This is a genomic window from Variovorax sucrosi (assembly GCF_051216635.1).
Lineage (GTDB): Bacteria > Pseudomonadota > Gammaproteobacteria > Burkholderiales > Burkholderiaceae_C > Variovorax.
The window spans coordinates 593,485-607,181 of record NZ_JBPJZU010000002.1 but is presented as its reverse complement, the minus strand read 5'-3'; the positions used below and the strand labels follow the sequence as shown (position 1 = coordinate 607,181).

Here is a 13,697-nt window from a genome sequence, read left to right as displayed (position 1 = left end):
TTCAGTTTTCCATCCAACCGAAAGAACACCATGTCCATCCAAGCCATCAACGTCCGCAACCAGTTCAAGGGCAAGGTCAAGGAAATCATCCGCGGCGACGTCGTCTCCGAAGTCGATGTCGAGACGCCCTGGGGCATCGTCACCTCGGTCATCACCACGCGTTCGGTCGACGAACTGCAGCTCAAGCCCGGCTCCGACGTGGTCGCGCTGGTGAAGTCGACCGAGGTGTCGATCGCGAAACTCTGAGGCACTGCGAGGCGACCCGGGCTCGTTGACAGGCCCTAGAAGCGAAGGTCCGCCGTGGCCACCAGGCGCACGCGCGGGCCGAAGCTTTCGATATTGCTCAGCGTGATGTTGTGGTGCGCGATCACCTGCGGTGCCGAAAGCGCCGCGTTGCCGGCCGAGGTGTGTGCGTCTTCCACCAGCGTCACCGGATAGCCCAGCGCGAGGGCGCGCCGCGTCGTCGTGTCGACGCAGAACTCCGTGTGCATGCCGCAGATCACGAGTTCGGTGACGCCGTGCTGCTGCAGCAGCGCTTGCAGCGTCGTGCGATGAAAGGAGTCGGCAGCGGTCTTGCGCACGCGCAGGTCGGTCGACAGCGCCTCGAGGCCCTGCGCCAACTGCCAGCCGGCGCTGCCGTGCGCGAGCGCGCCGTCGCCCGACTCGTGCTGGATGAAGATCACCGGCCGGCCCGCGGCGCGGGCCTTGGCACTCACCTGGTTGATGCGCTCGATGGTCCGCGGCGCGTCGAAGGCAGCGCCTTCGCCCTCGCAGAGGCCTTGCTGGACATCGATGACGAGGACGGCGGTGTTCATGCCGCCGAGTATGGCAAAGACGTTCAGGCCTGCGTGGGCGCCTTCGTCCCCACGCCCCAGTAGAAGGTCGGCCGCGTGCCGTTCAGCGCGTTGTCGCCGATGGCGCGAGCCTTGTAGATCACCGGGTTGTGCGAGGCCAGCGTGCGCGCGTTGCGCCAGTGGCGGTCGAGCCGCCTGCTTTCCTGCAGCGCGGTCGCGCCGCCCACGTCGAACAGCCGGGTGGCCGCGCCCAGCACGGCGTCGGTGACGACGACCTGGGCCTTGCCGGCGCGCAGTTCCACGTCGATGAGCAGCGTTTCGGACAGCGGCTCGCCTTGCAGGCGCAGCCGGTCGATCTCGCCGAGCCCACGGGCCACCTCGCGCGCGGCGAGCGTGGCGACGAAGGCGGTGCTCGACAGCTGGCCGATCACCTGTTGCACCAGTGGGTCTTCGCGCGGCACCGCGCCGCTGCCGTGGCTGAACACGCGCTTGCGCGGCTGCACGAAGGCGACCGCGTCGCGCTCGATGGCGCGCGCGATGCCGGCCAGCGTGGCGATGTGGAAGAGCTGGAACACCGCGGTCATCGGCGTCGCGCCGGTGCGCGAGAAGTCGATGATGTGCGCGCCCTCGATCGGCACGCGGTCGAGGCGCGTGGTGCCTGAAGCCGTCAAACGTTGGCCGAAGCCGTTCCAGTCGTCGATGCGCGTCACGCCCGGCGCATCGGTGCGCACCAGGGCCAGGGTGCGCCACTGCGCCGGGTCGGTGTCGTCGCGCTGCACGGTGACGGCCACCCAGTCGGCATAGAGCGTGCCGGTGCTGTAGAACTTCTCGCCGCTCAGCAGCCAGGCGCCGTTCTCGCGGAACACGCGGGTCTGCAACTGGCCGAGCGCGCCGTCGCCCGCCTCGGTGGTGGCGTTGCCGAAGATCGCGCCGTCGGCCACGCGCCGCAGCCAGGGCGCGCGGTGCTCGGACGTGAATTCGACCAGCACGCGCTCGACGAAGCCGAAGTGCGCTCGCAGGGCCTGCGGCAGGTTGGAGTCGGCCTCTGCCAGCTCGATGATCAGTTCGTACAGCTGCTCGGGCGTGGCGCCCAGGCCGCCGTGTTCGCGCGGCACGCGCAGTGCGCCGAAGCCGGCCTCGCGCAGCCAGTCGATGGCGTCGTGCGCGAGGGCGCGGTCGTGTTCGCGCTGCGCCGCGCCTTCGGAGATGCGGGCAAAGACAGGACGGAATCGCGCGGCGAGTTCCGCGTCGTTGGGGGGGCGATGAGGCATGGGTGAGATCGATGTCAGACGGAAACGGAAACGAGGTGCCGCGCGGCAGAGGCATTCGGAGCGATGGGTTCCGTGGGCAGCAGGCGATGGCCCGGGTAGCCCGGCAGCGCGATGCCCAGGTGCTCGCGCAGCGTGCGGCCGCTGTACGCGGTGCGGAACAGACCGCGCTTCTGCAGGATCGGCACCACGCCGTCGATGAAGTCCTGCAGGCCGTCGGGCAGCTGGTCGGGCATCAGGTTGAAGCCGTCGGCCGCGCCGGCGCGGAACCAGTGTTCGATGTCGTCGGCGATCTGCTCGGGCGTGCCGACGATCACGCGGTGGCCGCCGCCTCCCGCCAGTTCGCGCACCAGCTGGCGCACGGTGAGGCCCCCGCGGCGCGCTGCGGCGACGGTGGCGTTGAAGAAGGTGTGGTTGCCGTTGCCGCCGCCGGGCAGGACCAGGTCGTCCGGCAGCGTCTTGTCGAGCGGCAGGCGATCCGGCGTGGTGCCGAGGATGCCGGCCAGCCGCGCGACGCTGTAGTCCCAGGGGATCAGGTCGACCAGTGCGTCGCGGCGCGCGCGTGCCTGCGCTTCGGTGGCGCCGATGATGGTCGTGAGCCCGGCGAGCACCTTGACCGCGTCGGGGCCGCGGCCTAGTTCGGCGGCACGCTGCTTCAGGCCGCGCGCGTAGTCCAGCGACTCCTCGAAAGACTGCGAGGCGGAGAACACCGCTTCGGCATGGCGCGCCGCCAGCTCGCGGCCATCGGCCGAACCGCCGGCCTGCACCAGCACCGGATGGCCCTGCGGCGTGCGCGGCAGCGTGCCGGGGCCCTGCACCGCAAAGTGCTCGCCGCGGTGCGCGATGGGCTTCACCTTGACCGGGTCGATGAAGCGGCCGTCGGCCTTGTCGCCGACGAAGGCGTCGTCGGCCCAGCTGTGCCACAGCGCCTTCACGACGTCGGTGAACTCGCTGGCGCGGCCATAGCGTTGCGCGTGGTCGGGTACCGCATCGCGGCCGAAGTTGCGGGCCGAGGGCAGGTCGGCGGTGGTCACGACGTTCCAGCCGGCGCGGCCGCCGCTCACATGGTCGAGCGTGGCGAAGCGGCGCGCGATGTTGAAGGGCTCGTTGTAGCTGGTCGAGGCCGTGCCGATCAGGCCGATGTGCGTGGTCGCCGCGGCGATGCTGGCCAGCAGCACCGTCGGCTCCAGCGCGGTGATCGGGCGGAAGTGGATCTGGTCGACGATGGCCGCGTTGTCGGCCAGGAACACCGCGTCGAGCTTGCCGGCTTCGGCAATCTGCGCCACGCGCACATAGTGAGCGACATCGACGAAGGCGTGCGGGTCGCTCTCGGGGAGCCGCCAGGCCGAGGGCACGAAGCCGGAATGCAGGATGTTGACGTTGAGGTGGAGCTGGCGAGGCGGTGCGGTGGAAGATCGGCTCATCGGGCGGTTCAGGAAGGTGGCGGCGGCCCGCGAAGGGCCGGACAGCGGGCCACTCTAGGACCGCGGCCGACGCCTTCCAACGAAGATTTGCGCACTTGCATATCTGCGGACCGCATAGGCGGGCCCGCGCATCGACTTCCGATTCAACCGCTTCACTGCGCCGGACAGGTCGCGCCGCTGGTGGCGATCAGGCCGCGCAGTTGCAGGGTGCTGGCCGTGTCTTCCGGTCCGAAGGTGTTGCGGGTGAAGGCGCAGCCATAGGTCGGCTGCGCCACGGTGGTCGGCGTCACCACATCGTCGCCGCTCGGCTTCACGCCGTCGCGTTCCCATCGCACCATCGCGTCGAAGGCTTCGGTCTGCTCGACGACGGTGAAGTCGCAGTGGGTGGCGCCGCGGATGGCGCGCTGCACCAGCCACTGGCTGTTGCCCTTGGCGGCGACCCGTTTCTGGTAGATCTGCTCCATGCTGAAGGGCACGTACAGGTCGCCCAGCGTGTGCAGCGTGACCACCGGAATCCTGATCTCGCCGTTCGTCACCGGGATCCAGCGCAGGCCGTCGCGCCGCAGGCGATTGGCCTCCGGGTTCGCCGTCAACTTCTGCGCAGCGCTGTTCAGTGCGGCGCTGGTGGCGGCGTCGTTGTCGACCGTGTAGACGAAGCGGCGGGTGTCGATCACCGGCTTGTTCAGAATGCCGTTGATCGTGCCGTCGCCCCCGAACACGCCCCACACGGCGGAGAACGAGCCGCCGTACGCCAGGCTCAGGTCGAACAGCGGGCGCTCGCCGCCCGTCAGGTTCTTGAGCACCGACTTGTAGCGGTTGCCCAGCGCGGTGGTGGTCACCGGCGCGGCCGGGAACTGGGTGAACAGCGTGGACGTGACCTGCGGCTGGATGTCGGTCCACTGCGTGAAGGGATGGTTCGGGACGCCGGCCAGGACCTGCGCCGTCACCTGGGCGCCGGCGAAGTAATCGAACAGTTCGGTGTCGCCGAGCACGCCGCACATCGGAACCGCGCCGTGATAGCGCACCCGGTTGTTGGCGGTGGCGTAGGCCTCGTCTTCGATGGCGGCGGCCGTGATGTGTCCGCCCATCGACACGCCCGTGATGTAGATGCGGCTCGGCGCGGCCAAAGGGCGGCCGTTGTCGGCGGCGATCTTGTTGAAGGCCAGGGCGAGGGCGTTGGTGTCTTCCACGCCGGCGCGCACGTCGTAGTAGTTCTTGGTGTAGCTCGAGGCGGCCCAGGCGTAGCCGTTGGCAATCAGGTAGCGGCGGATCTGCGGGTTGTTGACGATCAGCGTGTCGCCGGTGCCGGCATAGCCGTGGGCGTACATCACCAGCTTGCCGTTCCAGTTGAGCGGCACCTCGACGCGGTAGGCCGCGCCGCCCAGCACGCCGGCCCAGCGGCTGGTGCTGCCGGGGTTGACGGTGTCGCCGGTCGCGCCGGCCAGCGGGGCGAAGGTGGTGGCGCTCGGTTCGGCCGGCACGTAGGACTTGCGGCTGTCCTGCGCGCGTGCTTCTTCCGGTGCAGGCGACGGCGCGAACGAGCCGCCGTCGCTGCCGCCACCGCAGGCGGCGAGGGCGACGGTGGCCAGGAGGGCGAGTGCGAGGGGGCGGGCGCGCGTCGGTTGCATGGGGGATGTCTCCGTGGTGATGGGCGATGGGTCGGTGCGCCGGTGGCGGCTTCGGCACGACCGTGCTTTTGCGTGCCCAGCGTAGGGGCCCGAGGCGGCGGTGCGCCAAGGGCTTTCCCGGAGCCGGTATCGCGTGGGCGACAACCCGGCGCTACAGTGCCTGCATGCCCCGACTGCTTGCTTTCCTGCCTGTCCTCGTCCTGTGGGCGGCTTGTGCGGCCGACGATGCCGGCGCGCAGGTGGTCCGCTGCGTCGACGCGTCGGGCAGCGTGAGCTACACCGACGGCAGCTGCGCACGCGGCGACCGCCGCTCGGACCTGATGCTCGGCCCGGAGGCGACCCAGCGCGCCGGCGAGCCGGAGCGCGATCGGCGCCAGGAGCAACTCGACAGTGTCGAGCGTGCCACGCGGCTGCAGCGCGAGTCGGTCGAGACGGTGCAGCGCCAGTCGGCGCCCTCCGGCGGCAGCGGCCTGGTGGTGATCGATCCGCGGGCCGAGCAGCGTGCGCAAGCCGAACGCGAGCAAGCCGAGCGCCGGCAACGCGAAGCGCAACTGAGCGCCGACGAGCCCTGGCGCCAGGGCTATGCCGGGGGCGGCTACGACCCGCGCCCGGCGGCCCCGCCGCGCGACATGCGCCCGCGGCTGCGCCACTGCGATGCCGCCGGCTGTCGCGACAACATGGGCAACCACTACGACCCGAAGGGCAACGTCGACCGCTTCGTGCGGCCCGACGGCCGCACCTGCCGGCCGGTCAACACCACCGTGGTCTGCCAGTAGCGCGCTTTTGCGCTACAACCACGGGCTGTTCCTCATCGCCGCGCCTCGGGCGCGGAGCCGACCATGCATTCCTTCGACGTCGACGACATCGTTCGTGGCCTGCGCGAATCGCGCATTGCGTGGCGCGATTCGCAGAAGCGCTCACGCGAGCCGGTGGGCCGCGAATTCCCGTCCCGCGAAGGCCTCGCCACGATCGTCGAGGCGCTCAAGGGCGCGCTGTTCCCGATGCGGCTGGGCCCGCCCGATCTGCGCCACGAGAGCGAGGACTTCTATGTCGGCCACACGCTCGACGCCGCGCTGCTCGGGTTGCTCGGGCAAGCCAAGCTTGAGCTGCGCTACGTCGGTCGGCAGCAGGCCATCGACGAGGCGGCCATCGATGCGCGCGCCACCGCCGTGGTGCGGGCCTTCGGCGCTTCGCTGCCGACCATCCGTCGGTTGCTCGACAGCGACGTGCTCGCGGCCTACCAGGGCGACCCGGCGGCGCGCAGCGTCGACGAGGTGCTGCTGTGCTATCCGGGCGTGCTGGCGATGATCCACCACCGGCTGGCCCACCGGCTCTACGAGCTTGATCTGCCGTTGCTCGCGCGCATCGTCGCCGAACTCGCCCACGGCCAGACCGGCATCGACATCCACCCCGGCGCGACCATCGGTGCCGGCTTCTTCATGGACCACGGCACCGGTGTGGTCATCGGCGAAACGGCGGTCATCGGCGAGCGCGTGCGCCTGTACCAGGCCGTGACCTTGGGTGCCAAGCGCTTTCCGACCGATGCCGACGGCCACCTGCAGAAGGGCCTGCCGCGCCATCCGATCGTGGAAGACGATGTGGTGATCTATGCCGGTGCCACCATCCTCGGCCGCGTGCGGCTCGGCCAGGGCGCGACCATCGGCGGCAACGTGTGGATCACCGACGACGTGCCGCCCGGCGCCAGCGTGACGCAGGCCAGCCTGCAGAACCGACCCTGCCCCTGAGGGCGCCAGCGTGAGCCGGCGGCTCGGATTTCATCTGTCACACAGAGGGTCCCGGCGGTGTCGCCACTGACATGGAGGAGGGCCATACTGCATGGGTCACCTTCTTTGAGGACCTCGCCATGACTGCCGCCATGAACCCTCTGCTCGTGCCGGACCCGGCCACCGATCACATCATCGGACCCGTCGATGCGCGCGCCACACTGATCGAGTACGGCGACTTCGAATGCCCATCGTGCGTCCAGGCCTACCCGGCCGTGAAGATCATGCTGAACCAATTCGGCCGGCAGGTGCGCTTCGTTTTCCGGCACTTCCCGTTGCGTGAGGTCCATCCGCACGCGGAACTGGCCGCCGAGGCCGCGGAAGCGGCCGGCGCGCAGGGCAAGTTCTGGCCCTTCCACGATCTGCTCTTCACCCATCAGCACCGCCTGGGCGAAGCGCACCTGCGCGAGCATGCGCAGCAAGCCGGCCTGGACATGGCGCGCTTCGAGAACGAGATGCGCGACCATGTCTACCTGCAGCGCGTGCAGGAGCAGATGCAGGCGGCCGAGCAGCTGCGCGTGCGCGCCACGCCGACCTTCTACTTGAACGGTGCCTTCGTCGACGTGTCCTTCGGGCTCGCGCACCTGCAGCAGGCCATCGAGCGCGCGCTCGCGCCGGCATGAACACCCTCCTTTTCCAACCCCTCGTTCCGGAGCACCCATGAGCCAATACAAGATCGCCGTCCTCATCGGCAGCCTGCGCAAGGATTCCTTCAACCGCAAGCTGGCCCTGGCACTGGCGCACCTGGCGCCGTCGGACTTCAGCTTCGAGCACGTCACGATCGGCGACCTGCCGCTGTACAACCAGGACGACGATGGCAACCAGGCACCGGCGGTGAAGCGGATCAAGTCCGAGATCGCCGCGGCGCAGGGCCTGCTCTTCATCACGCCCGAGTACAACCGCTCCTTCCCCGGCGTCTTGAAGAACGCGATCGACCATGCGTCCCGGCCCTATGGGCAGAGCGTCTGGGGCGGCAAGCCCGCCGGTGTGATCGGCGTGTCGGTGGGCGCCATCGGGACCGCGCTGGCGCAGCAGCACCTGCGCAACGTGCTGGCCTACCTCGACGTACCGACGCTGGGCCAGCCCGAGGCTTTCATCCAGAACAAGGAAGGCCTGTTCGACGACAAGGGCCATGTGTCGGAGGCCAGCAAGCAGTTTCTGCAGGGCTGGATGGACCGCTACGTCGACTGGGTGAAGCGGCACAACCTGGCGAAGCTGGCCTGAGCGAAGCGGCACCGGGCGCGCGCGGCGCGGTGGCTGCGCGCTGACACGCGCACGGGCCCGACCATCACAGCCGCGAGCGCCGCGGCGGCCCGAGACTCGGCGCATTCCTCGACAGGAGTAGACCGATGACCGAGCCCACGCCCGACACACCGACTCTCACCCACGAAACTGGCGCGGAGCCCTCGCTGCACCGCGTGATGGGCCCCTGGCTGCTGCTGCTTTTCATCGTCGGCGACATCCTGGGCACCGGCATCTATGCGCTGACCGGCCAGGTGGCCAAGCAGGTGGGCGGCGTGGTGTGGCTGCCCTTCCTGGTCGCCTTTGCGGTCGCGCTCGTGACGGCGTTCAGCTATCTCGAACTCGTCACGAAATACCCGCGCGCCGCCGGCGCCGCGCTGTACACGCACAAGGCCTTCGGCATCCACTTCATCACCTTCATCGTCGCCTTCGCGGTGATGTGTTCGGGCATCACCTCGGCCTCGACCGCCTCGCGCGCTTTCGCGGCGAACCTGTCCAGCGCTTTCGGGCTCGGCATGGGTGCTGGCGGCTGGGGCGTCACGGCCGTCGCGCTGGGCTTCATGGCGATGGTCGCGTTGGTCAACTTCCGCGGCGTGGGCGAGAGCGTCAAGGCCAACGTGGTGCTGACCTGCGTGGAACTGACCGGCCTGCTCATCATCATCTTCATCGGTGCCTGGGCGATTGCGTCGGGGCAGGGCGAGGTGTCGCGTATCACGCAGTTCAAGGCGACGACGGACGGTGGCGGCGCCTTCTGGTCGGTGATCGCAGCGACGACGCTGGCCTTCTTCGCCATGGTCGGCTTCGAGGACTCGGTCAACATGGCCGAGGAATGCAAGGACCCGTCGCGCATCTTTCCGAAAGTGCTGCTGGCCGGGCTGGCTATCACCGGCGTGATCTATGTGCTGGTCTCGATCTCGGCCATCACGCTGGTGTCGCCGGAAGATCTGGGCGAGGGCGAGACGCCGCTGCTGAAGGTGGTGCAGGCCGGTGCGCCGAACTTTCCGGTGTGGATCTTCGGCTTCATCACGATGTTCGCGGTGGCCAACAGCGCGCTCATCAACATGCTGATGGCAAGCCGGCTGGTCTACGGCATGAGCCGTGAGAAGGTGCTGCCCGATGCACTGGGCAAGGTGCATGCGAAGCGGCGCACGCCCTACATCGCGATCGGGTTCACGACCCTGCTGGCCTTCGGTCTCATCGGCTTCGTGGGCGGCGTGCCCGCGCTGGGCGGCACGACGGCACTGCTGCTGCTGTGCGTCTTCACGGTCGTGAATGTCGCGGTGCTGGTGCTGCGGCGCGAGAAGGTCGCGCACCAGCATTTCCGCACGCCGACCTTCCTGCCGGTGGTCGGCGCACTGTCATGCGCGTTCCTGGTGGGGCCGTGGACGGGCCGCGCGGTGGTGCAGTACCAGATTGCGGCCGTGCTGCTGGCCATCGGCGTCGTGCTGTGGGGGCTGACCGTGCTGGTCAACCGCCACAGCCGGCGGCCAGGCGCTCAGGCGGCGAGCGTGGCGACGCCCTGATTCGCGGCTTCGGCGCTGGCGGTGCGGATCTCGGCGCGGGCCGATTCGATCGCCGCTGCCTTGGCCGCTTCGCCCATCGCCAGGCCTTCAGCCCGAACGATGCGCACGTCGGTGATGCCGAAGAAGCCGAAGACCACCTTCAGGTAGCTTTCCTGATGCTCCATGGCCCGGCCGCCTTCGCTGGTCGAATACATGCCGCCGCGCGTCGACGCGACGATGACCGTCTTGCCGCCGGCCAGGCCGACCGGGCCCTTCTCGGTGTACTTGAAGGTGCGGCCCACTTGCGCCAGGCGGTCGATCCAGGCTTTGAGCTGGCTGGGCACCGAGAAGTTGTAGAGCGGGGCGCCCACCACGATCACGTCGGCGGCCAGGAACTGGCTCACCAGCTTCTCGGACACGGCGTTCTCGCGCTTCTGCGCTGCGGTCGGCTCGGCCACGGCCACCTTGATGCCGAGGGCGTTGGCGTCGAAGTGATTGGGGGTGTCCACGGCGAGGTCGAGGTGCTCGACGGTGGTGTCCGGATGGACGCGGTGCCATTCGGCCACGATTTCGGCGGTCAATTGGCGGGAGACGGAGTTGGTGCCCAGCACGCTGGAATCCACACGCAGCAGTTTCATGATCGTTCGCTCACTTTCGGTTGAAGCGTCGGCGCGGAAGGCCGGCATGCGGACAATTCTATTTTTGTGGCGAGTCGGCGATAAGTCGGTGAATTTGCGCCAGATAGTCCTGAATTTGGGACAATCTTGCCGATGCAAGATCTCAATGACATGGTGTTCTTCGCCGAGGTGGCGGAGTGGGGTGGCTTCACCGCCGCCAGCAAGGCGCTCGGTGTGCCGAAATCCCGGCTGTCCCGGCGGGTGGCCGACCTGGAAGCGGGGCTGGGCGTGCAACTGCTCCAGCGCAGCACCCGCCGCCTGTCGTTGACACCGGCGGGCGAGGTCTACCTGCGCCACTGCGTCGAAATGCGCGACGCGGCCCAGGCGGCCGCCGAAGCCGTGTCGCAGGTGCAGACCGAGCCGCGCGGCACGGTGCGCATCAGCTGCCCGGTCACGCTGGCCCAGGCCAGCGTCGGGCCACTGCTGCCGCTGTTCATGCGGCGCTTTCCGCTGGTGCGGGTCCAGATGCGGGTGCTGAACCGGCCGGTCGACCCGGTCGAGGACGGCGTCGACCTGGCGCTTCGGGTGCGCACGGTGATCGAGGACAGCGCCACGCTGGCGGCACGCCGCTTCGGCATCAGCCGCGGACTGCTGGTCATTCAGGCCGAGCGCATGCGCCACCTGGGTCCCATCAAGGGGCCGGAGGATCTGATGCGCATCGACACGGTGGCCATGGCCACCAGCGATGGCCGCGCGACGCTGCCGCTGCACGGGCCCGACGGCACGCTGCACCAGGTGCCGCACCAGCCGCGCTACGTCGCGGACGACCTGTCGGCGCTGAAATCGGCCATCGTGCAGGGCGTCGGCGCCGGCATGCTGCCCGACTACATGTGCCGTGACGAACTGAGGTCCGGCGAACTGGCGGAGCTGCTGCCCGGCTGGACGCCGCCGGCCGGCATCGTCCACGCGATGTTCGCGCCGCGCCGGGCGCAGGTGCCGGCGGTGCGGCACCTGATCGATTTCCTGGCGGCGCACCTCGACGGCGACGAGCCGCACGCGCTGGCGCCCGGCAAGGAGCTGGAAGCGAAGGCCCGGCCTTATTCCTGAATCGGGATAAACAAACAAGTAGATATTCGTTTGTTATCCGAGCAAGACTTCCCACAATCGGCTCCCACCCATTGAGGAGACGACCATGGCCACTTTGCGACTCGGCGACACCGCCCCCGATTTTCAACAGGATTCCAGCGAAGGCCCGGTCAGCTTCCACCAGTGGGCGGGCGATTCCTGGGTGGTGCTGTTCTCCCACCCGGCCGACTTCACGCCGGTGTGCACCACCGAGCTGGGCAAGACCGCCGCCCTGGCGACCGAATTCGCCAAGCGCGGTGTGAAGCCGATCGCGGTCAGCGTCGATCCGGTCGACAAGCACCGGCAATGGATCGCCGACATCAACGAGACCCAGGACACCACGGTCAACTTCCCGATCCTGGCCGACGCCGACCGCAAGGTGGCGAACCTGTACGACATGATCCATCCGAACGCGTCGGCCACGGCCACCGTGCGCAGCGTGTTCATCATCGACCCGAAGCACGTCGTGCGGACCACGCTGACCTACCCGGCCAGCACCGGGCGCAACTTCGACGAGATCCTGCGTGTCATCGATTCGCTGCAACTGACCGACAGCCACAAGGTCGCGACGCCCGCGAACTGGAAGGACGGCGACGACGTCGTCATCATCCCGAGCATCCAGGACCCGGCGGAACTGGCGGAGCGCTTCCCCAAGGGCTTCACGGCGGTGCGTCCGTACCTGCGCGTCACCCCGCAACCGAACAAGTGACCCACCGCGTCGTCATCGTCCCCGGCTGGCGCGACTCCGGGCCCGGCCACTGGCAGAGCCTGTGGGCCGAGGGCCTGGACGGTGCCGTGCGCGTGGAGCAGGACGACTGGGTGTCGCCGCGTCGTGAATCGTGGGTGCGGGCGATCGGCGACCTGATCCTCGCGCAGGATGCGCCGGTGGTCGTGGCCGCGCACAGCCTGGGCTGCATCGCGACGACGCACCTGCCGCCCCAGGTGGTGGCGCGCATCGCCGGCGCGCTGCTGGTGGCACCGGCCGACCCGGAGCGCCGCGCCGCGCTCAACGACTTCGCGCCGGTGCCGTACGCCAAGCTGCCCTACCGCAGCGTGGTGGTGGCCAGCAGCGACGACCCCTTCTGTCCCGTGCGCCTGGCCGGCGCCTATGCCCGCGCCTGGGGCAGCGAATTCGTCCGCATGCAGAATGCGGGGCATATCAATGTCGACTCCGGACACGGCGACTGGCCCCTCGGGCTGGCGCTGCTTCAGTCGCTGACCGACACGCCGAGCCAGCTGCTGGCCGGCCACAACGCTACCGACAACCTGGCCACCCTATGACTTCCAGAATCAAGACGATCTTCGCCGCCGTGGCCTTCGCCGCGACCGCTTCCGGTGCGCTTGCACAGACCACGACGCTGCTCAACGCGTCGTACGACGTGGCCCGCGAGTTCTACAAGGACATCAACCCGGCCTTCATCGCCAGCTACAAGAAGGCCACCGGCAAGGACGTGAAGATCGACCAGGCCCATGGCGGCTCCAGCGCGCAGGCCCGTGCCGTGGCCGATGGCCTCGACGCCGACGTGGTGACGATGAACACCACCACCGACGTCGACTTCCTCGCCGGCGTCGGCGTGGTCGCCAAGGACTGGCAGAAGCGCTTCCCTGACAACGCGTCGCCGACCACCTCGACCATGCTGTTCCTGGTGCGCAACGGCAACCCCAAGGGCATCAAGGACTGGGAAGACCTGACCAAGCCGGGCGTGCAGGTCATCGTCGTCAACCCCAAGACCGGGGGCAACGGCCGCTACGCCTACCTGGCCGCCTGGGGCTATGTGAAGAAGAAGGGCGGCACCGACGCCCAGGCCGCCGAGTTCGTCGGCAAGCTCTTCAAGAACGTGCCGGTGCTGGGCAAGGGCGGCCGCGATGCGACCACCATCTTCCTGCAACGCAACATCGGCGACGTGCTGATCACCTTCGAATCCGAAGTGCTGTCGATCGACCGCGAATTCGGCGCCGGCAAGGTCGACGCGGTGTACCCGTCGATCAGCGTGCTGGCCGAGAACCCGGTGGCGATCGTCGAGCGCACCGTCGCCAAGAAGGGGACGGCCGAGGTGGCCAAGGCCTACCTCGATTTCCTGTACTCGGAAGAGGGCCAGGAGATCGCCGCCAAGCATGCGCTGCGCCCGCGCTCGCCGGCCGTGCTGAAGAAGTACGCCGGCACCTTCAAGCCAGTGCAGCTCTTCACCGTGGCAGAACTGTTCGGCAGCCTGGGTGAAGCGCAGAAGGTGCACTTCAACGACGGCGGCCAGTTCGACAAGATCTACACCCCCGGCGCGAAATGACCGCCGAAGTACGAACCGGAAGCGCCGC

Annotated in this window: 15 protein-coding genes; 10 read left to right on the top strand and 5 right to left on the bottom strand. The window is 68.8% G+C overall.

Features of this window, described 5'->3' with window-relative positions; all coding sequences use genetic code 11:
• The first annotated feature begins 30 nt into the window (after nucleotides 1-30).
• Nucleotides 31-246 carry a TOBE domain-containing protein gene (locus tag ACSFBE_RS05890; protein ID WP_183026473.1) on the top strand — a complete coding sequence of 72 codons (216 nt, stop codon included), beginning with the start codon at nucleotides 31-33 and terminating at the stop codon, nucleotides 244-246.
• A gap of 35 nt (nucleotides 247-281) precedes the next feature.
• Here ACSFBE_RS05890 and ACSFBE_RS05885 read toward each other — a convergent pair whose 3' ends face one another.
• The 4 genes from ACSFBE_RS05885 to ACSFBE_RS05870 form a co-directional block, all read right to left on the bottom strand.
• Nucleotides 282-815 (bottom strand): cysteine hydrolase family protein, encoded by a 534-nt coding sequence (locus ACSFBE_RS05885; RefSeq protein ID WP_435489441.1) that lies wholly within the window; start codon nucleotides 813-815, stop codon nucleotides 282-284.
• 23 nt (nucleotides 816-838) lie between these two features.
• Complete coding sequence (locus ACSFBE_RS05880; RefSeq protein WP_435489440.1) at nucleotides 839-2,065, bottom strand: acyl-CoA dehydrogenase family protein; 1,227 nt, start codon at nucleotides 2,063-2,065, stop codon at nucleotides 839-841.
• Between the two features lie 14 nt (nucleotides 2,066-2,079).
• On the bottom strand, nucleotides 2,080-3,486 hold the full coding sequence (locus ACSFBE_RS05875) for an LLM class flavin-dependent oxidoreductase (RefSeq protein WP_435489439.1): 1,407 nt from the start codon (nucleotides 3,484-3,486) through the stop codon (nucleotides 2,080-2,082).
• A 152-nt stretch (nucleotides 3,487-3,638) separates the two neighbouring features.
• The gene (locus ACSFBE_RS05870) at nucleotides 3,639-5,114 is read right to left on the bottom strand and encodes an alpha/beta hydrolase family protein (RefSeq protein WP_435489438.1); all 1,476 of its coding nucleotides are present in this window, start codon (nucleotides 5,112-5,114) and stop codon (nucleotides 3,639-3,641) included.
• Nucleotides 5,115-5,278: 164 nt separating this feature from the next.
• Here ACSFBE_RS05870 and ACSFBE_RS05865 point away from each other — a divergent pair, with 164 nt between their 5' ends.
• The 5 genes from ACSFBE_RS05865 (at nucleotide 5,279) to ACSFBE_RS05845 (ending at nucleotide 9,663) form a co-directional block, all read left to right on the top strand.
• Complete coding sequence (locus ACSFBE_RS05865) at nucleotides 5,279-5,890, top strand: hypothetical protein (RefSeq protein ID WP_435489437.1); 612 nt, start codon at nucleotides 5,279-5,281, stop codon at nucleotides 5,888-5,890.
• Between the two features lie 63 nt (nucleotides 5,891-5,953).
• Nucleotides 5,954-6,859, top strand: a complete 906-nt coding sequence (epsC, locus tag ACSFBE_RS05860) for a serine O-acetyltransferase EpsC (protein ID WP_435489436.1) — start codon at nucleotides 5,954-5,956, stop codon at nucleotides 6,857-6,859.
• Nucleotides 6,860-6,990: 131 nt separating this feature from the next.
• On the top strand, nucleotides 6,991-7,521 hold the full coding sequence (locus tag ACSFBE_RS05855; protein WP_435489435.1) for a DsbA family protein: 531 nt from the start codon (nucleotides 6,991-6,993) through the stop codon (nucleotides 7,519-7,521).
• A 37-nt stretch (nucleotides 7,522-7,558) separates the two neighbouring features.
• Entirely contained in the window at nucleotides 7,559-8,122 is a 564-nt protein-coding gene (locus tag ACSFBE_RS05850; RefSeq protein WP_435489434.1) for an NADPH-dependent FMN reductase, read from the top strand.
• A gap of 125 nt (nucleotides 8,123-8,247) precedes the next feature.
• Nucleotides 8,248-9,663 (top strand): APC family permease, encoded by a 1,416-nt coding sequence (locus ACSFBE_RS05845; RefSeq protein WP_435489433.1) that lies wholly within the window; start codon nucleotides 8,248-8,250, stop codon nucleotides 9,661-9,663.
• Here the strand turns inward: ACSFBE_RS05845 and ACSFBE_RS05840 are convergent.
• Nucleotides 9,636-10,280, bottom strand: a complete 645-nt coding sequence (locus ACSFBE_RS05840) for an FMN-dependent NADH-azoreductase (RefSeq protein WP_435489432.1) — start codon at nucleotides 10,278-10,280, stop codon at nucleotides 9,636-9,638. The genes ACSFBE_RS05845 and ACSFBE_RS05840 overlap by 28 nt on opposite strands.
• Nucleotides 10,281-10,412: 132 nt before the next feature.
• Here ACSFBE_RS05840 and ACSFBE_RS05835 point away from each other — a divergent pair, with 132 nt between their 5' ends.
• The 4 genes from ACSFBE_RS05835 to ACSFBE_RS05820 all read left to right on the top strand — a co-directional run bounded on the left by ACSFBE_RS05835 (nucleotide 10,413) and on the right by ACSFBE_RS05820 (nucleotide 13,669).
• Nucleotides 10,413-11,366, top strand: a complete 954-nt coding sequence (locus ACSFBE_RS05835; protein ID WP_435489431.1) for a LysR family transcriptional regulator — start codon at nucleotides 10,413-10,415, stop codon at nucleotides 11,364-11,366.
• Between the two features lie 85 nt (nucleotides 11,367-11,451).
• Nucleotides 11,452-12,093 (top strand): peroxiredoxin, encoded by a 642-nt coding sequence (locus ACSFBE_RS05830; RefSeq protein WP_435489430.1) that lies wholly within the window; start codon nucleotides 11,452-11,454, stop codon nucleotides 12,091-12,093.
• Nucleotides 12,090-12,665, top strand: a complete 576-nt coding sequence (locus ACSFBE_RS05825; protein ID WP_435489429.1) for an RBBP9/YdeN family alpha/beta hydrolase — start codon at nucleotides 12,090-12,092, stop codon at nucleotides 12,663-12,665. Before ACSFBE_RS05830 ends, ACSFBE_RS05825 begins: the two co-directional genes overlap by 4 nt.
• Complete coding sequence (locus ACSFBE_RS05820; protein WP_435489428.1) at nucleotides 12,662-13,669, top strand: sulfate ABC transporter substrate-binding protein; 1,008 nt, start codon at nucleotides 12,662-12,664, stop codon at nucleotides 13,667-13,669. The genes ACSFBE_RS05825 and ACSFBE_RS05820 overlap by 4 nt, the downstream gene beginning before the upstream one ends.
• Nucleotides 13,670-13,697 lie beyond the last annotated feature (28 nt).